General features: G+C 71.3%; 21 protein-coding genes. 8 read left to right on the top strand and 13 right to left on the bottom strand.

The annotated features are described in order from the left end of the window. Positions 1–82: 82 nt before the first annotated feature. On the top strand, positions 83–769 hold the full coding sequence (locus ABZ098_RS12740; RefSeq protein ID WP_356590103.1) for a hypothetical protein: 687 nt from the start codon (positions 83–85) through the stop codon (positions 767–769). Positions 770–1,506: 737 nt separating this feature from the next. Continuing rightward, positions 1,507–2,046 carry a GNAT family N-acetyltransferase gene (locus tag ABZ098_RS12735; protein ID WP_356590101.1) on the top strand — a complete coding sequence of 180 codons (540 nt, stop codon included), beginning with the start codon at positions 1,507–1,509 and terminating at the stop codon, positions 2,044–2,046. A gap of 183 nt (positions 2,047–2,229) precedes the next feature. Here ABZ098_RS12735 and ABZ098_RS12730 read toward each other — a convergent pair whose 3' ends face one another. Both ABZ098_RS12730 and ABZ098_RS12725 read right to left on the bottom strand, forming a co-directional pair. Beyond that, on the bottom strand, positions 2,230–3,816 hold the full coding sequence (locus ABZ098_RS12730; protein WP_356590099.1) for an AMP-binding protein: 1,587 nt from the start codon (positions 3,814–3,816) through the stop codon (positions 2,230–2,232). Then, on the bottom strand, positions 3,813–5,480 hold the full coding sequence (locus tag ABZ098_RS12725; RefSeq protein WP_356590097.1) for an AMP-binding protein: 1,668 nt from the start codon (positions 5,478–5,480) through the stop codon (positions 3,813–3,815). Before ABZ098_RS12725 ends, ABZ098_RS12730 begins: the two co-directional genes overlap by 4 nt. A 116-nt stretch (positions 5,481–5,596) precedes the next feature. On the opposite strand from ABZ098_RS12725, the gene ABZ098_RS12720 reads away from it, so the two are divergent. The 3 genes from ABZ098_RS12720 to ABZ098_RS12710 all read left to right on the top strand — a co-directional run bounded on the left by ABZ098_RS12720 (position 5,597) and on the right by ABZ098_RS12710 (position 10,414). Continuing rightward, positions 5,597–6,427 carry a helix-turn-helix transcriptional regulator gene (locus ABZ098_RS12720; RefSeq protein WP_356590095.1) on the top strand — a complete coding sequence of 277 codons (831 nt, stop codon included), beginning with the start codon at positions 5,597–5,599 and terminating at the stop codon, positions 6,425–6,427. 163 nt (positions 6,428–6,590) lie between these two features. After that, the gene (locus ABZ098_RS12715) at positions 6,591–9,407 is read left to right on the top strand and encodes an AAA family ATPase (RefSeq protein WP_356590093.1); all 2,817 of its coding nucleotides are present in this window, start codon (positions 6,591–6,593) and stop codon (positions 9,405–9,407) included. 215 nt (positions 9,408–9,622) lie between these two features. Beyond that, positions 9,623–10,414: a serine protease gene (locus ABZ098_RS12710; RefSeq protein WP_356590091.1), complete on the top strand. Its 792-nt coding sequence runs from the start codon at positions 9,623–9,625 to the stop codon at positions 10,412–10,414. A 129-nt stretch (positions 10,415–10,543) separates the two neighbouring features. Here the strand turns inward: ABZ098_RS12710 and ABZ098_RS12705 are convergent, their stop codons facing one another. Further along, positions 10,544–11,650: a winged helix DNA-binding domain-containing protein gene (locus tag ABZ098_RS12705; RefSeq protein WP_356590089.1), complete on the bottom strand. Its 1,107-nt coding sequence runs from the start codon at positions 11,648–11,650 to the stop codon at positions 10,544–10,546. A 160-nt stretch (positions 11,651–11,810) separates the two neighbouring features. Between ABZ098_RS12705 and ABZ098_RS12700 the strand changes: the two genes are divergently transcribed. After that, positions 11,811–13,013 carry a CorA family divalent cation transporter gene (locus ABZ098_RS12700; RefSeq protein WP_356590087.1) on the top strand — a complete coding sequence of 401 codons (1,203 nt, stop codon included), beginning with the start codon at positions 11,811–11,813 and terminating at the stop codon, positions 13,011–13,013. A 6-nt stretch (positions 13,014–13,019) separates the two neighbouring features. On the opposite strand, the gene ABZ098_RS12695 is transcribed toward ABZ098_RS12700, so the two are convergent. The 6 genes from ABZ098_RS12695 to ABZ098_RS12670 form a co-directional block, all read right to left on the bottom strand. Continuing rightward, complete coding sequence (locus tag ABZ098_RS12695; RefSeq protein WP_356590085.1) at positions 13,020–13,994, bottom strand: NAD(P)H-binding protein; 975 nt, start codon at positions 13,992–13,994, stop codon at positions 13,020–13,022. Between the two features lie 36 nt (positions 13,995–14,030). Further along, positions 14,031–14,846: an oxidoreductase gene (locus ABZ098_RS12690; RefSeq protein WP_356590083.1), complete on the bottom strand. Its 816-nt coding sequence runs from the start codon at positions 14,844–14,846 to the stop codon at positions 14,031–14,033. A gap of 342 nt (positions 14,847–15,188) precedes the next feature. Next, positions 15,189–15,758, bottom strand: a complete 570-nt coding sequence (locus tag ABZ098_RS12685; protein ID WP_356590081.1) for a TetR/AcrR family transcriptional regulator — start codon at positions 15,756–15,758, stop codon at positions 15,189–15,191. Between the two features lie 95 nt (positions 15,759–15,853). Continuing rightward, entirely contained in the window at positions 15,854–17,143 is a 1,290-nt protein-coding gene (locus ABZ098_RS12680; RefSeq protein WP_356590079.1) for a DUF3533 domain-containing protein, read from the bottom strand. Continuing rightward, positions 17,140–18,264 carry a 4Fe-4S binding protein gene (locus ABZ098_RS12675; protein ID WP_356590077.1) on the bottom strand — a complete coding sequence of 375 codons (1,125 nt, stop codon included), beginning with the start codon at positions 18,262–18,264 and terminating at the stop codon, positions 17,140–17,142. The genes ABZ098_RS12680 and ABZ098_RS12675 overlap by 4 nt, the downstream gene beginning before the upstream one ends. Positions 18,265–18,272: 8 nt before the next feature. After that, positions 18,273–18,575, bottom strand: a complete 303-nt coding sequence (locus ABZ098_RS12670; RefSeq protein ID WP_356590075.1) for a hypothetical protein — start codon at positions 18,573–18,575, stop codon at positions 18,273–18,275. Between the two features lie 248 nt (positions 18,576–18,823). On the opposite strand from ABZ098_RS12670, the gene ABZ098_RS12665 reads away from it, so the two are divergent. Together ABZ098_RS12665 and ABZ098_RS12660 are read left to right on the top strand one after the other, a co-directional pair. Further along, positions 18,824–19,525 carry an SDR family oxidoreductase gene (locus tag ABZ098_RS12665; RefSeq protein WP_356590073.1) on the top strand — a complete coding sequence of 234 codons (702 nt, stop codon included), beginning with the start codon at positions 18,824–18,826 and terminating at the stop codon, positions 19,523–19,525. Between the two features lie 17 nt (positions 19,526–19,542). Then, complete coding sequence (locus ABZ098_RS12660) at positions 19,543–20,421, top strand: alpha/beta hydrolase (protein WP_356590071.1); 879 nt, start codon at positions 19,543–19,545, stop codon at positions 20,419–20,421. 123 nt (positions 20,422–20,544) lie between these two features. Here the strand turns inward: ABZ098_RS12660 and ABZ098_RS12655 are convergent, their stop codons facing one another. The 4 genes from ABZ098_RS12655 to ABZ098_RS12640 are packed head-to-tail and all read right to left on the bottom strand — an operon-like array spanning position 20,545 to position 25,560. Continuing rightward, positions 20,545–22,236 carry a CocE/NonD family hydrolase gene (locus tag ABZ098_RS12655; RefSeq protein WP_356590069.1) on the bottom strand — a complete coding sequence of 564 codons (1,692 nt, stop codon included), beginning with the start codon at positions 22,234–22,236 and terminating at the stop codon, positions 20,545–20,547. Positions 22,237–22,285: 49 nt separating this feature from the next. Beyond that, positions 22,286–23,431: a serine hydrolase domain-containing protein gene (locus ABZ098_RS12650; RefSeq protein WP_356590067.1), complete on the bottom strand. Its 1,146-nt coding sequence runs from the start codon at positions 23,429–23,431 to the stop codon at positions 22,286–22,288. Position 23,432: 1 nt separating this feature from the next. Beyond that, complete coding sequence (locus ABZ098_RS12645) at positions 23,433–24,260, bottom strand: alpha/beta hydrolase (RefSeq protein ID WP_356590065.1); 828 nt, start codon at positions 24,258–24,260, stop codon at positions 23,433–23,435. A 16-nt stretch (positions 24,261–24,276) separates the two neighbouring features. Next, on the bottom strand, positions 24,277–25,560 hold the full coding sequence (locus ABZ098_RS12640) for an MFS transporter (RefSeq protein WP_356590063.1): 1,284 nt from the start codon (positions 25,558–25,560) through the stop codon (positions 24,277–24,279). Positions 25,561–25,737: the final 177 nt, after the last annotated feature.

Raw genomic sequence — 25,737 nt, 5'->3', positions numbered from 1 at the left:
TAGGTGGAGGGGCCGGGGCCGTCAAGAGACGAAGGTGCTCAAGAGACGGACAGACAGTGGCTTCCTGGAGGACGATGAGGCCATGTCCGAGAGCGTGTCGGTGCGCTGTCCGGTCTGCCGGCGCGAGCATCTCTACGCGGCGCCGTCGTACCCGTGCGAGTGCGGCGCCCCGGTCTTCCCGCCGCTGGACCGGCACGGCGCGCCCATGGCCGTCACCCACCAGGTGTGGGAGGAGACGTGGGTCGTCGTGAAGTGCGCGATCTGTGGCCGCAAGGCGCAGTGGCCACAGCCGGAGCTGGGCTGTGGCTGCGGGACGGTCCTGCGGATCCCGGTGTCCGGGGCTACCTGCCCGGACAGGGTGCCGGAGCCGGACATGGCGGCCCCGGCTCCCCCGCGCCGCGCCTTCCAGCCGATCACGATCCGCACGGCGCGCGACGCGGTCACCGTCGCCGCGCTGTATCTGCGCTGGCTCGGCTACCAGGACATCCGGCGCGCGGACCAGCGGCCGCCGTCCGGCATCGGTCTCGCGGCGCGGGGACTGCTGGCCCAGGTGGACCCGACCGTACGGCCGGCCTCACCGCGCGACGTGGAGTGCCTGTGGCTGACGGCTATGACGGAGTCCGCCCACTGCGTCTACTTCTCCCTGGCCGGCTACACCACGGAGGCCCGCACCACCGCCGACACCCTGGGCGTCCCCCTCTTCGTCCTCGACCTGACGGGCACACCCCAGCCGGTGAACAGCCTGGCGGACGAACTGGCCGGGCCGTAGCCTGCGGCGATTCGGGGCATTCGAGGGCACGGGGGCCGTGGAGCCGGGAGCCGCGCAGGCGGGCACCGTGCAGCCAGGCACCGTGCAGCCAGGAGCCGGGCACCGCGAAGCCAGGAGCCGTGCAGCCTTAAGCCACGAAGCCAGGCGCCGTGCAGCCAGAAGCCACGAAGCCGGAAGCCGGAAGCCACGAAGCCAGGCACCGCGAAGCCTTAAGCCACGAAGCCAGGCGCCGTGCAGCCAGAAGCCACGAAGCCGGAAGCCGGAAGCCGGAAGCCACGAAGCCAGGCACCGCGAAGCCAGGCGCCGTGAGGCCCGGCTGACTCGTGGCCGACAGGCCGGGGGCGCTGGCAGCACGGCGCCGGCCCACATGGTCGCGGGACGGCAAGACGCCGCCGACCAGCGTCGACCCCGATCACCGATCGCCGGACGCCAGACGCCAGACGCCAGACGCCAGACGTCGGACGCAGAGGACGCCGTCCCGACACCGGACGCGTACCCCCCGGACCGCGGCGATGCCCCGACGCTGATCCCAGCCCGCAGCGCCCGACGACATCGACCCATCTCCGGTGCCGGGTGCCCCTGGCGCCCAGGCTGGGCCGGTGTCCCACGGTGCCGGGCGGCCCGGAGGGCGGGTGCGTGAGGGCTGTACTGAACGACTGAGGCCGGGAGTGAGTCCGCCACTGTCCACCTCGCCGGACTCCACATCACCGCCGGCTTCCTGGCTCTACGATCTTCATATGAGCGAATCGGGCCTGGCAGGCGAAGAGTTGTCGACCGCACGACTTTCACTGCGGCGTCCGACCGAAACCGACATCGATGCGATCTTCGCGATCCACAGCGACCCCGCAACCTGCCTGCACAATCCCTCCGACGCCCTCTCCCGGCCCGAAGAGGCCGAGGAGCTCTACCAGCGCTGGAACAACCAGTGGCAGAGCTGCGGATACGGGTACTGGGTTGTCCGACGCCACGACTCTGCCCGGCAACTGGGGTTCTGCGGGGTCAAGCCCATGGAACTGAACGGCATGAAAGTCCTCAACCTCTTCTACCGTTTCGCCACCTCGGCATGGGGCCAGGGCTTCGCCGGCGAGGCGGCGACCGCGGTCACCGACTGGGCATCGCGCCACGTCCCCGACCTCCCGCTGATCGCCCGGGTCCGGCCGGCCAACGCTGCCTCACAGCGCGTGGCGGTACGTGCCGGCCTGATACGGGCAGAACACCTCGACGGCCCCGGATACGACGGCTTCGATTGGATCTACGCAGCGAAACTGCCCGGCTGAGCGCCCTCCGAGTGTGTGGCCCGTCGCCGAAGGCCGTTCGGTGTTTCAACGCCCGGATGCGCGTTTCATGGAGGACACATCGACTCCCTCCGCCCGGAGATGGCTCACCGACGCGTAACCGGTGAGCCATCTCCGCCGTGGCCGCCGGGCCGCTGCCCCCCGGCCTGGCAGGGCGCCCCGCGCTCACCCCTCCGCGTACGTCTCCCGCAGCTCCACCTTCCGCACCTTCCCCGACACCGTCATCGGGAAGGACTCCAGGATCCGCAGCCGGCTCGGGATCTTGTAGTGCGCCAGCCTCCCCTCGCAGAAGCCGCGCAGTTCCTCGAGGGTCGGCGGGTCGGCCGGGTCCCGCGGGATGACGCAGGCCAGCACCTCCTCGCCGTAGCGCTCATGCGGGACGCCGACCACCTGGACGTCCGCGATCTTCGGGTGGCCGTAGAGGAACTCCTCGATCTCGCGCGGGTAGATGTTCTCGCCGCCCCGGATGATCATGTCCTTGATGCGGCCGACGATCTCGACGTACCCGTCCTCGCGCATCGTCGCCAGGTCACCGGTGTGCATCCAGCGCCCCGGGTCGACCGCCTCCGCCGTCTTCTCGGGCTCGTTCCAGTAGCCGAGCATCACGCTGTAGCCGCGGGTGCACAACTCCCCTGCCGTGCCCCGGGGTTGGGTGGCCCCGGTCGCCGGGTCGACGACCTTGACCTCGATGTGCGGCAGGACGCGGCCGACCGTGCCGGTGCGGTGCTCCAGGTCGTCGTCCCTGCGGGTCTGCAAGGACACCGGGGACGTCTCCGTCATGCCGTAGCAGATGGACACCTCCGCCATGTGCATCTCGGCGACCACCCGCTTCATCACCTCCACCGGGCACGGCGAGCCCGCCATGATGCCGGTACGCAGGGAGGAGAGGTCGTACGTGGCGAAGTCGGGGAGGTTCAACTCCGCGATGAACATGGTGGGGACGCCGTACAGCGAGGTGCAGCGCTCCTGCTGGACGGCCCGCAGTGTCGCCGCCGGTTCGAAGGACGGGGCCGGGATGACCACGCAGGCGCCGTGCGAGGTGGCCGCCAGGTTGCCCATCACCATGCCGAAGCAGTGGTAGAAGGGCACGGGGACGCAGATCCGGTCCTGTTCGCTGTAGTCGATCAACTCACCGACGAAGTAACCGTTGTTGAGGATGTTGTGGTGGGAGAGGGTCGCCCCCTTGGGGAAGCCCGTCGTGCCCGACGTGTACTGGATGTTGATCGGGTCGTCGCAGGACAGCTCCGGGTACACGGCGTCCGGGACGGCCCGTGCGAGCAGCGCCTGCCAGCTCGGGTCGCCGATGTAGACGACCTCCCGCAACTCCCGGCACCTGCCCCGCACTTCGTCGACCATCGCCCGGTAGTCACTGGTCTTGTGACGTTGCGAGGCGAAGAGGAGGGAGACCCCCGCCTGGCCCAGGACGTACTCGACCTCGTGGGTGCGGTAGGCCGGGTTGATGTTCACCATGATCGCGCCGATGCGGGCGGTGGCGTACTGGACGAGCACCCACTCGGGGCAGTTGACCGCCCAGATCCCCACCCGGTCGCCCTTGGCGACCCCGGAGGCGAGCAGCGCGGAGGCCAACTCGTCGACGTCGGCGCCGAATTGGGCGTACGTCCAGCGCCGTCCGGACGGCACGTCGACGAGTGCCTCGCGCTCCGGCCAGGTCGCCACGGCGCGGTCCAGGTTGGCCCCGATGGTGTCGCCGAGCAGCTCGGTCGCGCTCACCCCGTGCGTGTACGAGTTCACCGGAAGTCCTCCTCGCGGTACTCCGCGTCCGATCCCGCCGCGGTCGCCTCGCGCAGCTCGATCCGCCTGATCTTCCCCGACACCGTCTTGGGCAGCTCCGCGAACTCCAGCCGCCGGATCCGCTTGTAGGGGGCCAGCGCCTCACGGGAGTGCTCGAACAGCACCTTGGCCGTGTCGGGGCCGGGCTCCCAGCCCTCCGCCAGGACGACGTACGCCTTCGGGACGGCGAGCCGCAGTTCGTCAGGGGCGGGTACCACGGCCGCCTCGGCGACCGCCTCGTGTTCGAGGAGGGCGCTCTCCAGCTCGAAGGGGCTGATCTTGTAGTCGGAGGCCTTGAAGACGTCGTCGCTGCGGCCGATGTAGGTCAGGTAGCCCTCCGCGTCCCGCGAGGCGACGTCTCCGGTGCGGTAGTAGCCGCCCGCCATCGCCTCCGCCGTGCGGTCCGGTTCCCCGTGGTAGCCGGTCATCAGGCCGACCGGCCGCGCCGACAGGTCCAGCGCGATCTCGCCCTCGGCCGCGCCGGGCGCGCCGGAGACCGGGTCGAGGAGTTCGACCTTGTAGCCGGGGCTCGGGCGGCCCATGGAGCCGGTCTTCAGCAGCTGTCCGGGGCTGTTGGAGACCTGCACGGCCGTCTCGGTCTGGCCGAAGCCGTCCCGGATGGTGATGCCCCAGGCCCGCCGGACCTGTTCGATGACCTCGGGGTTGAGCGGTTCACCGGCCGCGACCACCTCCCGGGGCGGGGTGCGCAGCTGGGTGAGGTCGGCCTGGATGAGCATGCGCCACACGGTGGGCGGGGCGCAGAAGGTGGTGACCTGGGCCCGGTCCATCTCGGACATGAGACGGCTCGCGTCGAAGCGGGTGTAGTTGTGGATGAAGACGGTCGCCTCGGCGTTCCACGGCGCGAACAGGTTGGACCAGGCGTGCTTGGCCCAGCCGGGCGAGGAGATGTTGAGATGCACGTCGCCGGGCTTGAGGCCGATCCAGTACATGGTCGCCAGGTGCCCGATCGGGTACGACGTGTGGGTGTGCTCGACGAGCTTGGGGCGGGCCGTCGTCCCGGAGGTGAAGTACAGCATCAGCGGGTCGTCGGCGAGGGTCGGCCCGTCGGGCAGGAACTCCGCGGAGGCGGTGTACGCGTCCTCGTACGGCTGCCAGCCCTCCGGGACGCCGCCGACGGCGATGCGCGTGTAGTCGCCGGGCACCTCGTCGAACTTGGCGGCGTCCTCGGCCCGTACCAGGACGTGCCGGACCCGGCCGCGCTCGACGCGGTCGCGCAGGTCGGCGGGGCCGAGCAGCGGGGTCGCCGGGATGACGACGGCGCGCAGCTTCATGGCGGCCAGCGCCGTCTCCCACAGCTCGGCCTGGTTGCCCAGCATGACGAGGATCCGGTCCTCGGCCTCGACCCCGCGCTCGCGCAGCAGGTTGGCGACCCGGTCGGAGCGTTCGGCCATCTCGGCGAAGGACAGCCGGACCTCGCCGCCGTCCTCCTCGACGATGTGCAGGGCGGTGCGGTCGTTGCCCCGCGCGATGACGTCGAACCAGTCGAGCGCCCAGTTGAAGTGTCGCGGGCGGGGCCAGGCGAAGCCCTCGTACGCCGTGGCGTAGTCCTCGCGGTGCTGGAGCAGGAAGTCCCGCGCCCCGCGGAAATCCTCCGTGGCCGTCATCTTGCGTCCTCCTTGTACCGGACCATTGCCGGGCGGCTCTCTTCCATCGTGTAATCCGTGATGCGGGTCTCACTACCCCCGAACGGGGGTGTGTGCCGCGGTGAAGGGACGAACAGGTGACAGTCGACGCGGCCGGCGCGGTGGAGATCCGGCGTGCACTCGTGCGGCTGCGGCGCACCACGGGCCTTCCGGTCGCCTTCGGCGGTCTGGTGGAGTCCGGGCGCCCGCAGATCCGCATCAGCGAACTGAGCGGTACGGCGACCACCTCGCTGCTCTCTCTGGCGGTGACCTCGGGCAACGGCCTCGGTGGCAGGACCGTCGCGCTGGCCCGCCCGTGCGCCGTGGCGGACTACTCGCTGTCCCGGCAGATCAGTCACGAGTACGACGCCGCCGTCGCCGCGGAGGGCCTGCGCTCGGTACTGGCCGTGCCCGTGGTCGTACGTCGCCGGGTGCGGGGGGTGCTGTACGGCGCCCTGCGCGACGCCCGGCCGCTCGGTGACCGCACGCTGACGGCGGCGGTGGACGCGGCACGGGACGTGGAGCAGGCACTGGTCGTGGGCGACGAGGCCCGGGACGCGCTGCTGGCGGCGCGGGCCGAGCCCGGGCACGGCGACACCTCCTCGTGGGAGCAGGTCCGGGAGGCGCACGCGGCGCTGCGGGCGCTGGCCCCGCGGATCGGCGACCCCGCGCTGCGGGCCGAGCTGCTCGACGCCTGCGCGCTGCTGACCGACGGTCCCGGGCCCTCGGCGGGGGTCGCGCTGGCACCCCGTGAGCTGGACGTGCTGGCCTGTGTGGCGGCCGGGGCGACGAACGCCGTGGCGGCGGACAGGCTGGGGGTGAGCGCCGAGACGGTGAAGGCGTACCTGCGGTCGGCCATGCGGAAGCTCGGGGCCAGGACACGGGGCGAGGCGGTGGTCGCCGCGCGCCGGGCGGGACTGCTCCCGTGACACCTCGGCCGTTCACGTAACATTCGTAGACATCTCATTCATTCGCGGGCTCTTTGAATTTCTTCATGCGGAACCGGTTGTTATTTCCCTCACCGCATCTTCCCGCCGAATTTCAAAGCACCTTGCCTAATATTGGCCAGGACACGACACAGGGAGGGGAGCGGTGACCGTGCCACGCGACTTCCAGGAGCCTGCGAGATGCCGCCCCGACCTGGTCATCGGACGGGACGAGCTGTTCGGCCAGGCCCGTGAGCAGCTTGCCCGCGGCGGCAGCGTGCTCCTGCACGGTCCGGCCGGAATAGGAAAGTCGACCGTGCTGCGGGCCCTGGCCGCGGAATGCGGCGAAGCGGCCCACACCGTCCTGCGCTGCTCGGCGACCGAGTCCGAATCCCACCTCCCCTTCCTGGCCCTGGCCGACCTCTTCGGCCTCGTCCTCGACGACATCTCCGACAAGCTGCCCGCGGCCCAGCGCACCGCGCTCGAATCGGCGCTGACCGGCCGGGGCGAGTCGACCCTCCAGCGCGACGGCCTCGCCCTGCGCCTGGCGGTGCTGTCGGCCCTGCGCGCCCTGGCCGCCGAGGGGCCGGTCCTGGTCGTCGCCGACGACGTGCAGTGGCTGGACCCGGCGAGTCTGGAACTGCTCGGCTTCGCCGCCCGCCGGCTCGGCGACATCCCCGTCCGGATGCTGTGCGCGGTCCGGACAGACGGCCCCGAGTACGACCGCCATCTACGCGCGTTGCCGCCGGACAGTCTCGCCGTCCGCTTCAACCCCCTCACCCGCGCCCAGGTGGCCGCGCTGCTCGACCACCGCGGCTACACCGGCCTCCAGCGCTCCACCGTCCGGGACATCCACCGCACCAGCGGCGGCAACCCCTTCTACGCCCTGGAACTCGGCCGCGCGCTCACCGAGAGCCCGGTCCCGCCCCGCCCCGGCGACCCGCTGCCGGTGCCCACCTCACTGCGCGCCCTGGTGCTCAGCCGCCTGGAGATGCTGTCCGAGGAGGCTCGGCGCACCCTCTTGGTGGCGAGCGCGGGCGCCCGACCCACCCCGGCCCTGCTGCACGCGGCCGGCCGCGGGAACGCCGAGGCCGAGATGGCCCAGGCGGCCGCGCTGGGCCTGCTCGCGACGGAGGCCGAGGGGCCCGCCGTACGCTTCGCGCATCCGCTGATCTCGGCCGCGCTGTACGCGGAGGCGCCCGCGCAGGAACGGCGCGACGCGCACCGCGCGCTGTCCACGGCCGCCTCCGACCCGATCGAACGGGCCCGCCACCTCGCCCTCGCGACCATCGGCACCGACCCGGAGGTGGCCGCCCGGCTCGCCGAGGCCGCGGCCCTGGCCCGGGACCGGGGCGCCCCCTCGATGGCCGCCTCACTCGGGCTGCTGTCGGCTCGGCACACCCCCGCCGACAGCGTGCCCGCCCCGGACGTACGGCGGCTCACGGCGGCCGAGGACGCGATCACCGCCGGGGAACTGGATCTCGCCCGGGACATCGCCCGGGACGTGCTCACCCGGGCCACCGTGCCCGCGGACCGGGTGCGGGCCTGGATCATCGTGATCGACACCGCGGGCCACGCCATGACGGAGGTCGACGCGGCCTTCCCGCAGGCGCTGACCGACGCGGGCGACGACCCCGAACTGCTCGCCCTGATCCGCTACCAGCTGGCCTGGCGGGCGCTGCTCGTCGAGGGCGACTTCGACGAGGCGCGCGAGGAGGCGGCCCGCTCGGCGGCGCTGGCCGCGCGGGCCGGCGACCGCTACAACGAGCTGATGGCGCTGGCCTTCCAGGCCCAGATCGAGACCCTGATGGGCCACCCGGACGCCCCCGCGACCATCAAGCGCGCCCTGAAGGAGCCCCAGGACCCGCGGGTGGCCGTCCATCACAACGGGGCCGGGTACTCCCGCTTCCGCTGGCTCATCATGAGCGACCAGCTGCCGGAGGCCCGCGCCACGGTCACCGCGCTGCTGCGGGAGGTGCGGCGGCGGGGTTCGGTCGAGAGCGAGGTGCACTTCCTGCGTGGGGTGGCCGAGACCGAGCTGCGCTCCGGGCACTGCGGGCGGGCGCTCGACCTGGCGCGGGAGAGTCTGATGATGGCCCGGGACACCGGGATCGGCGAGGTGGCCTCGGCCGTGCTCGCCTCCCTCGCGGAGGCCTCGGGCGGACAGGTCGAGCGGGCACTGGAGCTGGCCCGGGAGGCGGTCGACCACGCCGAGGAGAACGGCGACCAGATGTACGAGTCCCGGGGCCTGGCCGCCCTCGGGTACGCCCAGCTCGTCGCCGGGGACGCGCAGGGCGCGGTCCGTTCGCTGCGCCGGGTGCGCGAGCTGGAGCACGGGCTCGGCATCACCGATCCGGCGCGCGGCCGCTGGCAGGGCGACCTCGCGGAGGCTCTCGTACGGATCGGGGAGACCGGCGAGGCGCAGGACGTCATCGACGTGACGCGGGTGAACGCGCTCCGGCTCGGCCGGGAGAGCGTGCTCGCCGTACTGGACCGGGCCGAGGCACTGGTGCGGGCGGCGCGGGGTGAACACGACGCCGCGCTGGTGCAGTTGACCTCGGCGCAGGATCGTCTCGCCAAGCTGGGCTACGGGCTGGAGGAGGCGCGCGCCGCCTTCGCGCTGGCCCAGTTGCGCACCCGGCGGCCGGGGCCGACGTCGTACGACGAGGCGGCCCGGCTCTTCAGGCGGTGCCGGGCACTGCCGTGGCTGCGTCAGGTGGAGGCGGCCGCGCTGGCCCGGCCGGTGGAGCCGGAGCCCGCGCACGCGCTCGCCTCGGACGGGCTGGAGAGCCTCGAAGGGCTCGCCTCGATGGAGCGTCAGGTGGCCGCGCTCGTGATGGAGGGCGCCACCAACCGGGAGATCGCCGCACGCCTGTTCATCAGTGTGAAGACGGTGGAGGCGACGCTCACGCGGGTCTACCGCAAGCTCGGGATCCGCTCCCGGGTGGACATCGTCCGGCTGGCCGCGGGCCGCCGCCCGTAGCCGAGGGGCCGTCAGAAGGGCTTCCGTCAGGGCCGACCGAGGGTTTTCCCTGCCCAACTCCCTTAGGGGGTTCCCTCATTGGGAAGGGGAACTTCCGCGTTCTAGCTTATGAACGTGCCGCTCGCCCGGGCATACGGGGGTCGGTCCCGCGACCCCCGTGTACCACCCCCCACACCCGCGCGACCCCCCACCGGCAACCCTGAGGAGACTCACCGATGTTCGGTCTCACCCGTGCGAAGAAGGCCGGCGCCGTCGGCCTGGCGACCGCCGCTGCCGCCGCCACCGCGTTGATCGGCGCCCCCACCGCTGTCGCCGCTCCCCAGCCCATCGTCGGCGGTACGACGACGACCACGACCGCGTACCCGTTCATGATGCAGATCACGGACGCCTCGCAGAACCAGTTCTGCGGCGGCACCCTGGTCTCCGCGACCAAGGTCGTCACCGCGGCCCACTGCATGGTCGGCGAGACCACCAGCAGTGTGAGAGTCGTCGGCGGCCGCACCTACCTCAACGGCACCAACGGCACGGTCAGCAAGGTCAGCAAGATCTGGATCAACCCGGGCTACACCGACGCCACCAACGGCGACGACGTGGCCGTGCTGACCCTGTCGACGTCGATGCCGTACACGAAGGCGTCGTACGTCTCCTCCTCCCAGACCAGCGTGTACGCGGCCGGCACCACGGCCCGTATCGTCGGCTGGGGCACCACCTCGGAGAACGGCAGCTCCTCCAACCAGTTGCGGACCGCGACCGTCCCGATCGTGTCCGACTCGAGCTGCAAGACCTCCTACGGTTCGGACTTCGTCCAGACCGACATGGTTTGCGCCGGATACACCTCCGGCGGCACAGACACCTGCCAGGGCGACAGCGGCGGTCCCCTGCTCATCGGGGGCGTCCTGGCAGGGATCACTTCATGGGGAGAGGGCTGCGCGCAGGCCGGTTACCCGGGTGTCTACACCCGGCTGACCACCTTCTCCAGCCTCGTGACCGCGCAGGTCAACTCGTAGGTCCCCAGCGGTACTCCTGAGCATCCCTCAGGTGCGAGACCGGGGGCGTTGCGGGCCACCACGAGCGGCCCGCAACGCCCCCATCCACGTTCGACGCCGAGCCTGCGGATCGTCGCCTCTCCGCGGGCGTCACCTCGCTACGACCGTCCCGAACCGGATGTCGTACGGCGTCCCCGGGTGCAGCGTGGCGAGCATCCGCTCCCCCTCGGCGGTGACGTCCTCCCGCTGCGCCTTGGTGAGCCGGTCGAAGGGCTCGACGACGAGGGCGTCCGCGGTGAGCTTCCAGACGCCCGCGAGGAAGCCGTCGACGAGGAGCGTGCAGTAGGCCTGGTTGCCCTGCCAGCTGCGGCCCCAGTACTCCTTGGGCACCACGCGGGTGCGGTCGGCGTGGGAGAGCAGCAGGTTGTCGAACTCGGGCAGGAAGCGGGGCGGGGCCGGGGTGTCCTCGGCGGGGCGCGGGGCGTCGGGGAGGTCGAAGAGTTCGACGCCGTTCTCGTCGCGGAAGGTCCGCAGGCGGGGGCGGAGCCGCTCGAAGGCGTCACGGAGGCGGGTGAGTCCGGCCCAGGTCTGCATGTCCTTGACGGAGGCGGGGCCGAAGGCGGCGAGGTAGCGCAGGACGGTGGCGTCGGGGGTGGGGGCGGGTTCGGCGGGGCGGCCGAGCCAGTGCTCGGCCGTGGTGAGCGCGACCTGGCCGCTCCTGCCCCACAGCCCGCGGGGGGTGACCTGGACGAGGGGGAGCCTGCAGCGGGCGGCGATGGCGAGGGCCTGCGGATCGGCGTCCGGCCACTCGACGAGGAGGGCCTCGCGGAGCTCCTTCATCGTGCGCGGCTCGGCCTCGACGAGCTCCCGGGCGAGGACGGCGAGCCGGTCGAGGTCGACTCCCACGAGTCCCTTGCGGAAGTTGGTGAGTTCGCGGTCGCGGGCCGGCTGCACGAGAGGCCGCAGGGTGAGGCAGTCCTCGGCGGTGTGGGTGTGGATGGTCGAGCGCATGGTGACGATCCGGACGACCTCGCGGTCGGCCATCAGCTCCGACAGCGCCTCGGGGGTGAACCCGTCGAGGCGGGCGGCGAGCGCGTAGTACGGCGGCTTGACGTTCTGGGCCTGGAGGCCGAGCAGGTGCCCGACGGCGGCCTTCGCGGACAGGCCGGACCGGCGCAGGAGCAACTGGCGGTCGAGGGTCGCGCGGTTCAGGGCGCGGATGCCGAGTACGGGGGCCGAGGTCGTCGTCTTCGTCATGAGGAACACGCTAGACGTGCTTGCGGACGGGTTCTGTCCGCAACTCTCACCGGTCTCACCAACTCCCCGTACAGCCCTCCCCGGGATGTCATTTGCCCCGTATACCCTGCTCCGTGATCACGCCGACGCCGGCTCGACCCGAGAGCGAGAGGCAGCCACGATGTCCGAGCGACGCGCCCGCCCCGCCGCGAAGAACTCGAACGCGGGGAACTCGGCCGCGGGAGATTCCGCCGCCAAGCGCGCCAGGAAGTCCGTCTGGCGCCGCGCCCTGACCCCGCCCTCCACGCCTGCGCGAACGCCGGTACCCGCCGGAGAGCCCTCCGCCGCCCAGCCGCCCGAGCCGCCGAGCATCGTCCAGGCGGCCCTGTACCGGGACGGTGTGCGCGTGTCCTCCCCCGCGACGCTCGCCGACACCTTCCGCGAACTGCGCGAGCAGCCCTCCGGCATGGCCTGGATCGGCCTGGCCCGCCCTCCGGAGAGCGAACTCCTGTCGCTGGCCGAGGAGTTCGACCTGCACCCGCTGTCCGTCGAGGACGCGATGGAGGCCCACCAGCGCCCCAAGCTGGAGCGCTACGGCGACACCCTCTTCGTGGTCCTGCGGGCGGCCCGCTATCTGGACGCCTCGGAGGAGGTCGACTTCGGCGAACTGCACGTCTTCGTGGGCCCGGACTTCGTGATCACGGTCCGGCACGGGGCGGCCCCCGACCTCTCGGCGGTCCGCCACCGCATGGAGAAGACGCCGGAGTTGCTGAGGCTCGGCCCCGAGGCCGTCCTCTACGCCATCCTGGACGCGGTGGTCGACGGCTACGCGCCGGTCGTCGCGGGCGTCCAGAACGACATCGACGAGATCGAGACGGAGGTCTTCCGCGGCGACCCGGAGGTCTCCCGCCGCATCTACGAACTCTCCCGCGAGATGGTCGAGTTCCAGCGCGCCACCCGTCCCCTCGTCGGCATGCTGCACGCCCTGATGGCCGGCTTCGCCAAGTACGGCACGGACGAGGAACTCCAGCGCTATCTCCGGGACGTCGCCGACCACGTCACCCACACCAGCGAACGGGTCGACAGCTTCCGCCAGGCCCTCACCGACATCCTCACCGTCAACGCCACCCTCGTCACCCAGCAACAGAACGCGGAGATGCGGGCGTTGGCGGAGGCGGGGTTCGAACAGAACGAGGAGATCAAGAAGATCTCCTCGTGGGCGGCGATCCTGTTCGCTCCGACGCTGGTGGGGACGATCTACGGGATGAACTTCGCGCACATGCCGGAGCTGGGCTGGAGGTTCGGATACCCCTTCGCCGTGCTCCTGATGGCCATGGTGTGCACCGGGTTGTACGTCGTCTTCAAGCGGAAGGACTGGCTCTGAGCGGTCTCAGGCGGTCGCCAGCTTCTGGATGCGCGGGTGGTTCTCCAGCGCCCACCGCACGGTCTTCGGCGGACGTCCGAGCAGGTTCTCCAGCTCGTCGGTGATGCCGCCGTATCCTCCGCGGCCGATGATCCGGGTCAGGGTCTTCAGGTGCTCCGCGATGTGCGGGTACGCCGACATGTGGGTGTCCACGTAGGTCTCGTTCCAGGTCTCGATGTCCTCGGGGACATACGTGACCGGGCGTCCCAGCACGGCCGCGAAGTCCTCCGCGATCGCGTGCATGTCCTTCAGCTCCGGGCCGGTGAGCGCGTAGGACCTGGAGATGTGCGGCGCCGGGTCGGCCAGGATCTTCGCGCACAGCTCCGCGACGTCGTACCCGGCGATGGGTGCGAGCCGGTGGTCGCCGAAGGGCAGGCGCAGTTCACCGTCGGCCAGGGAGCCGAGGGCCAGCCAGGTCAGGATGGGGTTCTCGACGAAGAAGGCCGCCTGGATGTTGACGGTCGGGACGCCGGACCACTCCAGCACCTGCTCGGCGACCCAGTGGGCGCGTTGCTGGGGCGACCAGTCGGCGACGAGTCCGCCGAGCCGCGCGCGCCGCTCCTGCTCCGGTGCGGTCATGTGGTCGAAGGTCATGAACGACTGCTCGTACTCGGAGATGTTGACGAACACCTCGATGTCGCCCTGGGCCCGCGCCGCCGCGGCCATCAGGCTGACGGCGTCGGTGTAGTACGGCGACAGGCTCATGCTGAAGTAGATGCGCTTCACGCCCTTCAGCGCGGCGGTCACGTCGGCGATGGTGAGCAGGTCACCGACGAAGACCTCCGCCCCGGCCTGGCGGAGCGACTGGGCGCGTTCGTCGTCCTGGCGCACGAAGGCGCGTACGGGGTGCCCTTGTTCGAGCAGCATGTCGACCATCGTCCGGCTCACGCCGCCGATTTCGCCGGCTGCACCGGTGATCAGGATGGGATTGCGCTCTGGCATCAAGATGTCCTCTGTCTGGTTGGGACGGGGCGGTTGTCAGACCGCCAGGCGGTTGATCTTGCGGATCTGCTTGTCGAAGGCCCGGGCGGGAACGAGACGGCGCAGCGTGCTCACACGTGCGGCCATGGGGCCGGCGGTGTAGCGCAGCTTCGGCCGGGCGTCGGTCGCCGCCGCGACGATCGCCTTGGCGACGACGGCGGGTGCGTCGCCGTCCCTGACCGCCTCCGCCAGCACGCGGTCGACGGTCTGCCGCTGCTTCGCGTAGGCGTGCAGGGGCGTGTCGGGCTTGGCGCTGTTGGCCTCGAACGCGGTCCTGGTGTACGCGGGTTGGACGAGGAGCGCCCGGACGCCATGCTCACGGACCTCGTGGTCCAGGGACTCGGTGTAACCCTCGATCGCGTGCTTGGTGGCGGCGTAGACGGCCATGTACGGCTGGGGAATGAACCCGAGTACGGACGAGACGTTGATGATGCGCCCGCGCTTCTGGGCGCGCATGTGCGGCAGGACCTCTGTGACCATGCGCATGACCCCGAACACGTTGGTGTCGAAGACGGCCTGGGCCTGCTCCAGGGAGGTTTCCTCCGCGGCACCGGTCGAGCCGACGCCGGCGTTGTTGACCAGGACGTCGATCCGTCCGAACCGCTCGCTCACCTCCCGGACCGCCGCGGCGGCCGAGGCGTCACTGGCCACGTCGAGGCCGAGGAACGTCACTCCGGCGAGCGGGGTGACGCGCGAGGTGTCGCGACTGGTGCCGACCACCTCGAACCCCGCCGCGACCAGGGCGAGCGCGGTCTCCTTCCCGATGCCGGATGACGCACCCGTCACGAGTGCCACTGGCCTGTCCGTCGTCATCATGACTCCCACGCATTGAAAACCGATCGGTTTCCACCACTGTAAACCGATCGGTTTCCGCGTGCAAGTCCCGGCAGCGAGAGCGCGACTGATGGCCGCGCAGGCGGCACCACTTGGCACTCCATGGAGGATGAGAGAAGGCACGGCTCCGCGGCCGACCGACCGAGTCAGCCGCGCGTTTGCCGCAGCAGGAGGGTCACGGCCGGGGCGGCCGGCATCACGGGGGCCCGGCGGAGGAGGGCAGGGCGCACCGACCCGCACCGTCGGACACGGCAGACTCATGGCGGCCGGCGAGAAGTGGGGCGAGGGTCGATCGGCGAGGAGTTCCGGAGGGGCTGTCCGTCAGCGCACGCCCGCCGCGTCGAGCAGGGTGGTCACCGTGGGTTCGACGAGCCCCGTCAGCCTGTCGGCGCCGATGCCCGCGCGTGCGCTGGCCCCGTCGAAGACCAGGCTGAGCTGCCGGGCCAGCAGAGTGGGATCGCTCGCCCCGCCCCGCTCGGCCTCGGCGCGGAAGAAGGCGGTCAGGTTCTCCTTGACCGCGTGGGCGACCCGGCTCGCGGGGTGGTTCTGATCCTTGAGCTCGATCTGCGCGGCCAGGAAGGGGCAGCCGTAGAACTCGGGTGCACCCGACTGCGCCTCCACCTCCTCGAAGACGTGCAGGATCCGCGCCCGGGGCGGACGGTCGTCGTCCGCGGCGGGCAGGAGCGCCGCCACGTAGGCGGAGGTGCGCCGCTCCAGGCTCGCCGCGAGCAGCTCGTCCTTGCTCGCGAAGAGCTGGTACATGGAGCGTTTCGACACCCCCGCCGCCTTGCACAGCGCCTCGACGCCGATGTTGACGCCGTCCCGGTAGGTCAGCGTGGCCGCCGCTTCCAGCAGCCGCTCCCTGGGGCTTTGTTTCACTTCGGTGGTCATACCGCGAGGTTAACCCAAAGGGAAGCAAAAGAAAACCGATCGGTTTCCGGGGGTGCTGTCCGTGCGGACCTGAGGGATGTGGTGGTACCCCCGCGTCACGCCGGAGCCGCCGTCTTCCCGGGTTCCGCCGCCTCCACCGGGACGCGGTGCAGCCCCTTGCGGTCGTACCAGCGCAGCACACCGAATCCGAACAGTGCTGCCGCCGCGAGGCCGGCCGCCATCATGACCCAGGCCCGGGCCAGTCCCGCGTCGCCCTGGGCGTCGTAGTAGAGGATCGAGCGGACACCGCCGGTGAGCTGCCGCAGGGGCTCGAACTCGGCGAGGAAGCGGTAGAAGCCGGGCAGCGCCTCGATCGGGGTGGTGGCACCGGCCGTCGGCACGGCCATGCCGATGAAGACCAGCGTGACCACCAGCATGCCGGGGGTGCCGAAGACGGCGAGGAGGGTGAGCGCGCCGATCCCGGAGACCGCGATGGCGCACACCGAGTACAGCCACAGCAGCGGCAGATGGGAGGCGTCCATGCCCATGATGCCGATAGCGCCCACCATGACCAGGGTGCCCATCAGCAGGGACAGGGCGGCCATGAGGGTGCCGCTGATGGCGAGGGTCTGCACCCGGGTCGCCCGGATCAGGGGGCGGTGCAGGCGCAGCGGGCCCATGTCGTTGTGGGTGTAGCCGAGGGCGTGGTCGACCTGGCCGCTGATGACGTTGGCGGAGAGCATGCCGCAGACCACCAGGACCAGCGCGTAGTAGAACGCCGTCAGGCCCAGGCCGCTGTGCGAGTCGAGCGGATGGCCGTCCTCGACCGTGACGGCGGCGGGGTCGGCGAGCAGGACGCGTGCCGCGGCGGGCAGCTTCGCCTGCGCGGGGCCGATCCGGGCGGTCAGTTCCCTGCCCACCTGCAGCGAGGCGTTCTCGGCCGCCCGACTCGTCGCCGTCCGGGCCAGGCCGGAACCGACGCTGCCGGCCGACTGGTTGGTGAGCACCGTCAGCGTCGGGCGGGTCGGGGTTCCGGTGGTCGGGGTGCCGGTCAGCGCGATGGCGGAGGAGGTGAAGTCGGCGGGGACGACGAGCGCGCCGTACAGCTTGCCCTCGCCGATTTCCTCCTTCATCTCCTTCTCCCCCATCACCTTCCAGTCGATCCTGTCCCCACCCGCCGTGGACCTCTTGACCGACTCGGTGATCCGCGCCCCCAGATTGACCTGGCCCGCTCCCTCGTCCGCGTTGACCAGGCCGACGGGCAGCCTGGTCATGTGACCGACCGGATCGATGTTGGCGCCGACGTAGAACACGGCGAACAGGAGCGCGAGCACGCCCGTGATGACACCGTTGGTCATCCACAGAGGTCTGGCGCGCAGGACGCGGAAGGGGTGAGTGCCACTCATGACGTACGGTGCTCTCGCTCGGGGGACGGGGAACGCTTCGCCGGGGGCTGCCAGCCGCCGGTGACTTCCTTGACGGGCTTGTGGGGGAATCTCCGCCGGGCGTACTGCTGCGCCTGCGAGCCCGGCAGGACGTAGAGCGTTTCCTTCTTGTCCTGGAGCGGTCGCAGCACGGTGTCCATGAACGACTTGCGGTCGTCCAGGTAGGGGCCCAGGACGTCCTCGCCGGCGGGGCAGACGGCAAGGCAGTAGCCGGACTTGTAGCCGGGGGGTGAGCTCAGGCTCTGCCACATGGAGGCGCTCTCGGAATCGGTGACCCGGGAGCGGTAGTCGGCGGCGTCCTCGCTGTCGGCCACGGTCTGCGCCCAGTCGGTGAACCCGCTCATGAACTCGCGGTAGTTGTGGGTGGTGCAGGCCAGCGCGTCGAACGCGCCGTCCTTGGCGATGGCTCCGACCGGGCAGGCCGCGACGCACAACTTGCAGTCGATGCAGGGGTTGTAGTCCAGAGCCTGCCCGTACTCGCTGACCTCCGCGTCCACCAGGACGGTGACCAGCAGGACGAAGCTGCCGAACTTCGGGTGGATGACGTTGCGGTGCAGGCCCATCACGCCGAGGCCGGCGGCCACCGCGACCGTCTTGTGCGCCACCACCCAGATCCGCTCGCGGGGGAAGCGGTCCATCTCCTGCGGGAAGCCGACGGACGGATTGAGTGCGCGGTAGCCGGCGTCCTGGAGCGCCTGGGTGACGCTGCGCGCGGCGTGGTTGGCCTGTTCGTCGGCCTGGTGGAACTCCTGGTTGGCCACACTGCGGGCCGGGGAGCGGCAGTTGTCGCGGTTCATCCGGACCGCCATCGCGATCAGGGTGCGGGTGCCGGGCAGAGCGGACTCGGCGTACTCGCGCTCGCCGGCCAGGTCGGGGTGGTCCAGGCTCACCGCGGCCGCGTCGTCCGCGCCGGCCGTCAGGCACAGCTCGCGCAGCCAGGCCGCGTCGATCACCGCCGGCGGGCGGGCCACGTCACCGGCTCTGCGCCGGGCGAGTACGGCCTGAACCGACGGGTGGGCGGCCAGCTTCGCCGGGAGCCTGGGACCGGGCAGTCGTCCCTCGGCGTCGCGCGCGGCAGTCATCCGTGCTCCTAGTGACTCGGGTTCGGGACTCGCCCATCCGCGACGAGAAACCGATCAGTTTCAACACCGTAAACTGATCGGTTTTCGCACGCAAGCCCGAGCCGGGTCGGCCACGGCGCCTCGCAACAGGCCTGCCCGGTGCGGATCACGTCGTCGGCCGGGTCGCCCCTCGGGCAGACAGCGGCCGGGCACCAGGCGAAGAGGCACACGGCCTCCTGGTGCAGGCTGCCGAGCAGACCGGCCTTGCCGCCGAACAGGGAGACGGCCATGGTCGAGGTCTTCACACCCGCCGCGAGCTGCCGCAGGCTCAACGCCGCCGCGCCCCGGGGGCGCCGGCGCGCTTCTACGACCGGTTCGGCATCAAGGAGACCGACACACCGGCGGCAACAGCGCCGACAAGCCGGTCCCCGTCGCCGCGGGCCGACCCTTCGAGCGGGGTGCCGGTGCCGCACGGGCACCCCGCCGGGGACTCCTTCCGCCGACGATGAGCTTGCGCTCGGAAACCGATCGGTTTACCGTAGTGGAAACCGATCGTTATCCCATGTGTGTGGAGAGAGTCATGACCGCTTTGAAGGGCGCGAACGTCTTCGTCACCGGCGGCAGCCGGGGCATCGGCAAGGCGCTGGTGGAAGAGCTGTACGCGCGTGGTGCCGCCAAGGTCTACGCCACGGCCCGCGACCCGCGCACCGTGACGCACCCCGACGCGGTCCCGGTGGCACTGGAGGTCACCGACCCGGCCTCCGTGGCGGCGGCCGCCGCACAGGCGCAGGATGTCACCGTGCTGATCAACAACGCCGGTGCCGCGGTCGGCGCCTCCTTCCTCGACTCCCCGGTCGACGACGTACGCCGGGAGTTCGAGACCAACTTCTACGGCCCCCTGCTGGTCGCCCGGGCCTTCGTGCCGGTCATCGAGCGCAACGGCGGCGGCCACATCCTCAACGTGCACTCGGTGCTCTCCTGGCTGGCACTCGGCGGCTCCTACAGCGCCTCCAAGGCCGCCCTGTGGTCCCAGACCAACTCCCTGCGCCTGGAGCTCAAGCCCCGCGGCATCGCCGTCACCGGACTGCACGTCGGATACGTCGACACGGACCTGGCCGCGGACGTGGACGCACCCAAATCCGACCCCCGTGACGTCGCCGCCCTCGCCCTCGACGGGGTCGAGACCGGCGCGTACGAGGTGCTCGCAGACGACATCACGCGCCAGGTCAAGGCCGGCCTGGCCGGCGACCCGGCCGGGCTGTACGCCCAACTGGCCGACTAGGACCGGGAGACAGACAGATGCCCAGCCAGGATTCACGTCCCACGATCACCATCCCCGGGACCACCACCCACACCATCGCCCCGCGCGCAGGACGTGACCGCCGCGAGGGAACGCTGCGCTACCTCAAGGCGGGCAGCGGCGCCCCGCTGGTGCTGCTGCACACCGTGCGCACCCAGGCGGAGCACTTCCGCCTCCTGATCCCGTTGATCGCGGACCGGTACACCGTGTACGCCCTCGACCTGCCGGGGATGGGCTATTCCGAGATCGTGCCCGGGGCGTCGTACGACGAGCCGGCCATGCGCGCGGGCGTCGAGCGGCTCCTGACCGAACTCGACCTGCACGACGTGACCTTGGTCGGGGAGTCCATGGGAGCGGTGCTCGCCCTGACCGCCGCGGCCGACCTGCCGGAGCGGGTCCGGCGCGTGGTCGCGGTGAACACCTACGACTTCGCCGGCGGGATCGCCCGCTCCAGCCTGCTGGCCCGCGTGGTGGTCAGCGGTGTCCTCGCGCCCGGGGTGGGCCCGGTGATCGCAGGCGTCGAGCCCAAGCCCGCCCTGCGCAAGATCCTCCAGGGCGGCCTGGGCGACAGGAGCGCCCTGCGTGAGGACTACGTGGACGAACTCCTGAAGGTGGGCAAGCGCCCGGGCTACCCGGCCGTCGCACGGGCGGTGTACCAGGCCCTGCCGAGCCTCATCGCGGCCCGCTCGCGCTACCCCGAGGTCAAGGCGCCCGTCCACCTCGTCTACGGCGAGAAGGACTGGTCCCGGCCCTCGGACCGGGAGGCCGACAAGCGACTGCTGCCGGGCGCCGACTTCACGCAGGTCCCGGAGGCCGGCCACTTCATCGCCCTGGAACGGCCCGACGTGCTGGCCGACCTGCTGAACGCGGTGGCGTAAGCGTCCCGAGACCGCTCCGGTCACCCCCGCGAACGCGAACCGGAACACTTCCTCGCCTTCACCGCCAGCCATCGCCGCGACCACCGCAGACTCCAACTGACATGCCTTCCGGGCGCCCGATTCTCACTCGGACGGTGTCGGCAGGATCACGCGGGACACCGCGCCGCTGTCGTGGTGGACGGTGTGCGTGCAGGGGCGCAACTCGCTTCCGGTGCCGGGCGGTTCACCGGTGCCCTCGTTGCGTGCGAACCGGGGATGGGAGCCGCCGGCGATCAGCAGACGGATCTGGTGTCCGGCCTTGACCCGGTGCGCGCAGGCGTCCAGCCGCACGCGCACGGTCAGCACCTGGTCGAGGGGCGAGGTGGGGTCCAGGCGGAGGAGACCTTCGGCGAAGTTGCGTGACACTCCTTCGAGGTCGACGTCGCAGAGCCGTACGAAGACGTCGGCGTGCGGGTTGCTCCTGGAGTGCGCCAGCTCGACGACGGGTGTTCCCATGATGTCCAGCGGCGCGGTCAGCGGGTCGGTGGTGAAGGTGAGCACGTCGGTGCGGCTCTCCAGTTTCGCGTTGTCCTTGCTTCCTCCGTCGAGGGTGAGCACCGGGCCGCCGAGGGTCGGCGTGGGGTGCGCCGGGTCGTAGACGTACGTGGACGGCGCACCGCCGCCGCTCGGCTCGTCGGCCAGGAGCTTGCCGCCCGGGCTCAGGTAGCGCACGGTCTCGCCCGCCGCCGGTGGCCATTCGTCCAGGTGCCGCCAGGCGCCCTGCCCGGTGACGTACACCTCGACGGGGGGTACGGACCGTGGCTGGGCCGGCGCTTCGTCGGCGAGGTGCGTCCCAAGCCATGCGAGGTTGCCGCGGAGCAGGCGCCCCATGCCTTTCTGGCCCAGTTCGTTGTGGGTCCAGGGGCCGACGGTGAGCGAGACGTCGACGCCACGCTCCCGCAGTGCCTGGTACTGGCGCAGGTTCTGGTCGAGGAAGAGGTCCTGCCAGCCCGCGGTGAGCCGCACCGGAACGTTCGCCCGCCGCAGGGCCTCGTCGAGCTTGAGCCGGTCCCACAGGGGGTCGCCGGGGTCCGCGGTCGTCAGCCATTCCCGGAACCACGGCGTGCGGTGCTCGGTCGCCTCGTCGGCCGCGTCGGCCAGGGGAAGGGCGTCGAAGACCGGGGCCAGCCGTCGCTTCAGCGTCAGCATCCGGGCGATGGCCCGCAGCCCGGTGAACCTCTCCTGGTGGGCCAGCATCTCCGCCCAGGCCAGGAAGTCACCCACCTGGAAGGCTCCGGCTCCGTACACCGCGTCGTGCATGTCGTGCGGTCCGACAGCGATCAGGCAGGTGCGCAGCTCGGGGGGCGGGTCCATCAGCAGCGCCCACTGGGTCCAGCCCACGTAGGAGCCCCCGGAGGTCGCGAGCCGTCCGTCGAACCACGGCTGCGTCCGCAGCCAGGCCACCGCGTCCTGGGCGTCGCCGGCCTCGTTCGCCATCGGGTAGAAGTCTCCCGTGGAGCCGAACGTGCCGCGGCAGCTCTGCAGCACGACGTGGTACCCGCGGTCCGCGTAGACCCTCGCCTCCAGGTCGTGCGGGAAGCCGCGCCCGTACGGCGTGCGCAGGAGGACCGTGCCCCTCGGCCGGTCGGTGACGGGGGCGTAGTGGTCCGTCACCAGGACCGCGCCGTCGCGCGCGGGAGTCGGAAAGTTCCGCTCGACCCGGTAGCCGTATCGGGTGCCGGGCAACCGCATCAGGCGGGTCAGGAGCCGGTCGGCCGCGCGGGTGGCCGGGCTCGGGGGTGTCGGAGCGGTGTGACGTGGAAGTGTCGTGGTCATGGCCTGGTTCTCTGAGGACTGGTTCGGGCGTGGGGGGTGGGGCCGGGCTTCACAGGCAGCCGCGCAGCGCGCGGCTGAGCGCGTCGGCCCGGTCGTCGGGGAGACCGCCGGGCTGCGCGGTCTGGTAGGCGAACGCGACCTCGGACTCCAGGTGTGCGAAGCCGAGGCACCCGCCCAGGCCGTCGTGTCCGAAGCTGCCGGGGCCGATCATGGGCCGGTGGGCGGAGCTGGTCATGAAGCCGGTCCCCCAGCCGCTGTTCGCGTCCGGGCCCACGAACGGACGCCCCTGCGAGCGCACCACGAGGGCGTCGCGGACGATGTCCGGGCCCAGCAGTCTGACGCCGTCGACCTCGCCGACCGTGGCCGCGTACAGCCGCGCCAGGCTGCGGGCGTCGGTCACGAGGTTGCCCGCCGGCATCTCGACCGACAGCCACGCCTGCGTGTTGGCGACCTGGGCGATCCGGGCGATGTCGTAGAGACCGCCCAGGCTGATGGAGCGTTCGACCAGGGGCGCGGCGAGGGCCTCGGCCATCATGGCGACGGCCTCGGGGTCCGTGTTGGGCAGCGGGTCCGCCAGGGGATGGAGGTCGGGGGACGCGGTGTCGGCGCCGTACGTCATCGTCAGGTCCAGGGGATCGGCGATGTGCTCGCGCAGCCACTGGCCGGGGCGCAGTCCCGTGGCCCGGCGCAGCACCTCGCCGGCCAGCCAGCCGAACGTGAGCGCGTGGTAGGCGTACGCCGTCCCGGGGGTCCAGGCCGGTGCCTGCCGGGCCAGGGTGTCCGCCACCGGTTCCCAGGCCCGCAGATCCTCCAGTGTCAGGTCCGCCTCGGGCGCCACCAGGCCCGCCCGGTGTGAGAGGAGGTGCCGTACCGTCGTCGCTTCCTTGCCGTTCTCGGCGAACTCCGGCCAGTACTTCGCGACCGGTGCGTCGACGTCGATCAGGCCGCGCTCGGCGGCCATCAGCAGACAGACGGTGGTGACGCCCTTGCTCACCGAGAACATGACGGTGCGGGTGTCGGGCGTCCAGGCGCCCCGGGCGGTCCGACCGGCCCAGATGTCCACCACCGGCGCTCCCTGGGCGTACACCACGCAGGAGGCCGCTGTGTCGCCGCGGTGCCGGAAGTTGTCGGCGAAGGCGTCCGCGACCGGTTCGAAGCCGCTGGAGACGTGGCCTTTCACCCGTACTTCTGTCATGTCACGCACTCCCTCGTGCCGTGTTGTCCCGGATCTGGGTGATGATGTGCGGCCAGAGCGGCTGGGGAAGTTCGTGGCCCATGCCGGGGTGGATCGTGAGCTTCGAGTCCGCGATCAGTTCGTGCATGACCTTGGATGCGTCGGGGCCGATCAGGCGGTCGCCGTCGCCGTGCAGGAGTGTGGTGGGCACGGTGATGCGGTGCAGGTGAGGCGTGCGGTCGGGAGAGTGGTCGAGCGCTTCCAGCTGCCGCTCGATGCCGTCGGGGTCGTAGTCCCGGTCGTACATCTGGCCGCCGAGTTCGCGCAGCCACGCGGTGTCCTGGGGATATCCGGGTGAGGCGCACGCGGCTTCGTTCTCCAGGTACAGCGCGATCGCCTCGTCGCGGTCGCGGGCCCGGGGGCGGTGCGTCCGCTCGTCGACCAGGTCGCGTCCGGCGAGGAAGTCCGTGCTGGGCGCCGTGTAGATCAGGGCGAGGGTGAGCACACGGGTGGGGTGGTCGAGGGCGAGTTGCTGGGCGACCATGCCGCCCATCGACTGCCCGACCACGTGTGCGGCGGGAATGCCGAGCGCGGTGAGAAGGCCCGCGGTGTCGTCCGCCATGTCGGCCAGGGTGTAGCCGCCCTGCGGGAACTTCTGCGACAGGCCGACGTCCCTGTTGTCGAAGCGCAGGACGTGGAAGCCGGCGTCGGCGAGTTGCCGGCACAGTTCGGCGCGCCAGCCGAGCATGTGGGCCCCGAGGCCCTGGATGAGCAGCAGCGGTGGGTGGTTCGGATCGCCGAAGGTGTCGTGGTGGAGCGACACCCCGGTGGGTGCGGTGACTTGGGGCATGGAGGGCTCCGTACGGTTATCGGATCGAGCGGATGGCGATGGCCAACGCACCGGCGACCAGGGCGGACGCGCCGCTGACGAGGAACAGTGAGCCGTATCCGCCGAGTCCGATGAGGGAGCCGGCGATGGCGGGGGCGGCGAGCTGGGGCAGGCCGGTGGCGACGTTGAGGATCGCGAAGTCGCGTCCTTCGCTCTCCTTGTCCGGCAGGACCAGTGACATGACGGCGAGGTCGACGGCGAAGTACGTGCCCAGCGAGGCGCCCGAGACGGCCGAGTACGCGAGCATCGCACCCCAGCTGTGGCTGACGATCGGTATGACCTGGGACAGGCCCAGGCCGAGGGCGCTGATCGCGATGAACAGCTTGCGCCGGTCGAGCTTGTCGGCGAGCCAGCCGCAGAGCGTGGCGACGGCGATCCAGGTGCCGAACGAGACGGTCGAGAGGGTGCTCACCGCGAGGGCGACATTGCCGCCGGGGACGTTCTCGGCGCCGAGGTAGTCCTGCACGGCGAAGAAGAGGTAGCCGGAGACCGTGAAGTAGGCCAGGAACAGCCCGAACCGGCTGGCGAAGGCCAGGGCGAAGTCACGGTGGCCGAAGGCGCGGAAGAACGCCCGGACGGCGGCGACCGCGTTGCCGCGTTCCTTCGGTCGCTCCGGCACGAGGTCGAGCGATGAGGGCTCCCGCGCACCGGTCACGAGTGCCAGCGTCGTGACGAACAGCACCAGCGCGAGCACCGTGTACGCCCAGACCTGGCTGACCCGGCTCGCCAGGTTGACGCCGAAGAGGATGCCCACGGGCGTGCCGAGGCCGATGATCGCGGAGGCGATGCCACGCCTGGCCACGGGCACCCGGTCGGGCAGGATCGCCGAGATCGCCCCGCCGTAGAAGTTCGAGGTGAACCACAGGATCGGGACCAGGATCGCGAGGGCGACCAGTCCGGTGCTCAGGCCCAAGGCGATCGTCAGCAGGGCGGACACGCCGGCCATCAGCAGCAGCCACGGGGCGCGCCGGCCGAACCGGGAGCGCGTACGGTCCGACAGCGCTCCGCCGGTGGGAAGGGCGAGCATGGAGGCCACCGCGCCCAGGGTCGTCAGCAGCGCCAGCACGCCGACCTTGGAGCCGGGCGCGAGGTCGGCCACCTGGGCGGGGAGCAGGATCACCCCGATCCCGTTGAAAAGGGCGTACATCGCGGTGGTCGCCGGGAAGACGAAGGCGAGCAGGCGGCCCAGGCGGACGGGATCGGCGGGGGCGGGAACGCGGCCGGGTGTCGTGTCGGTGGTGACGGGGATCGTGTCGTCCATGACAGATCTCTCTTCGTGTGGATCCACCCCGTCGGCGCGCGGAAGGCGGTGATGGGCCGGGGTGGGCGGCTCGGGCAAAACGGGTGCGGGGCGTCCCCCGGCAGGCCATTGCGGCGACCGATGCGGCGACCCAATGAAATCTAATACGTATTAGATCGCTGATCGCCGTACCGTAGC

The sequence above is a fragment of the Streptomyces sp. NPDC006335 genome, assembly GCF_040612795.1.
In the GTDB taxonomy this organism is placed as follows: Bacteria; Actinomycetota; Actinomycetes; order Streptomycetales; family Streptomycetaceae; genus Streptomyces.
Note: the sequence above shows the minus strand (reverse complement) of the source record. Positions and strands in the feature narration are given on the sequence as shown.

Coding starts and splice junctions, on each gene's coding strand:
- ABZ098_RS12710 (WP_356590091.1), top strand. CDS start 9,623: ATGTTCGGTCTCACCCGTGCGAAGAAGGCCGGCGCCGTCGGCCTGGCG.
- ABZ098_RS12695 (WP_356590085.1), bottom strand. CDS start 13,994: ATGCCAGAGCGCAATCCCATCCTGATCACCGGTGCAGCCGGCGAAATC.
- ABZ098_RS12675 (WP_356590077.1), bottom strand. CDS start 18,264: ATGACTGCCGCGCGCGACGCCGAGGGACGACTGCCCGGTCCCAGGCTC.
- ABZ098_RS12680 (WP_356590079.1), bottom strand. CDS start 17,143: ATGAGTGGCACTCACCCCTTCCGCGTCCTGCGCGCCAGACCTCTGTGG.
- ABZ098_RS12740 (WP_356590103.1), top strand. CDS start 83: ATGTCCGAGAGCGTGTCGGTGCGCTGTCCGGTCTGCCGGCGCGAGCAT.
- ABZ098_RS12655 (WP_356590069.1), bottom strand. CDS start 22,236: ATGACCACGACACTTCCACGTCACACCGCTCCGACACCCCCGAGCCCG.
- ABZ098_RS12705 (WP_356590089.1), bottom strand. CDS start 11,650: ATGACGAAGACGACGACCTCGGCCCCCGTACTCGGCATCCGCGCCCTG.
- ABZ098_RS12700 (WP_356590087.1), top strand. CDS start 11,811: ATGTCCGAGCGACGCGCCCGCCCCGCCGCGAAGAACTCGAACGCGGGG.
- ABZ098_RS12650 (WP_356590067.1), bottom strand. CDS start 23,431: ATGACAGAAGTACGGGTGAAAGGCCACGTCTCCAGCGGCTTCGAACCG.
- ABZ098_RS12690 (WP_356590083.1), bottom strand. CDS start 14,846: ATGACGACGGACAGGCCAGTGGCACTCGTGACGGGTGCGTCATCCGGC.
- ABZ098_RS12640 (WP_356590063.1), bottom strand. CDS start 25,560: ATGGACGACACGATCCCCGTCACCACCGACACGACACCCGGCCGCGTT.
- ABZ098_RS12645 (WP_356590065.1), bottom strand. CDS start 24,260: ATGCCCCAAGTCACCGCACCCACCGGGGTGTCGCTCCACCACGACACC.
- ABZ098_RS12735 (WP_356590101.1), top strand. CDS start 1,507: ATGAGCGAATCGGGCCTGGCAGGCGAAGAGTTGTCGACCGCACGACTT.
- ABZ098_RS12665 (WP_356590073.1), top strand. CDS start 18,824: ATGACCGCTTTGAAGGGCGCGAACGTCTTCGTCACCGGCGGCAGCCGG.
- ABZ098_RS12725 (WP_356590097.1), bottom strand. CDS start 5,480: ATGACGGCCACGGAGGATTTCCGCGGGGCGCGGGACTTCCTGCTCCAG.
- ABZ098_RS12660 (WP_356590071.1), top strand. CDS start 19,543: ATGCCCAGCCAGGATTCACGTCCCACGATCACCATCCCCGGGACCACC.
- ABZ098_RS12685 (WP_356590081.1), bottom strand. CDS start 15,758: ATGACCACCGAAGTGAAACAAAGCCCCAGGGAGCGGCTGCTGGAAGCG.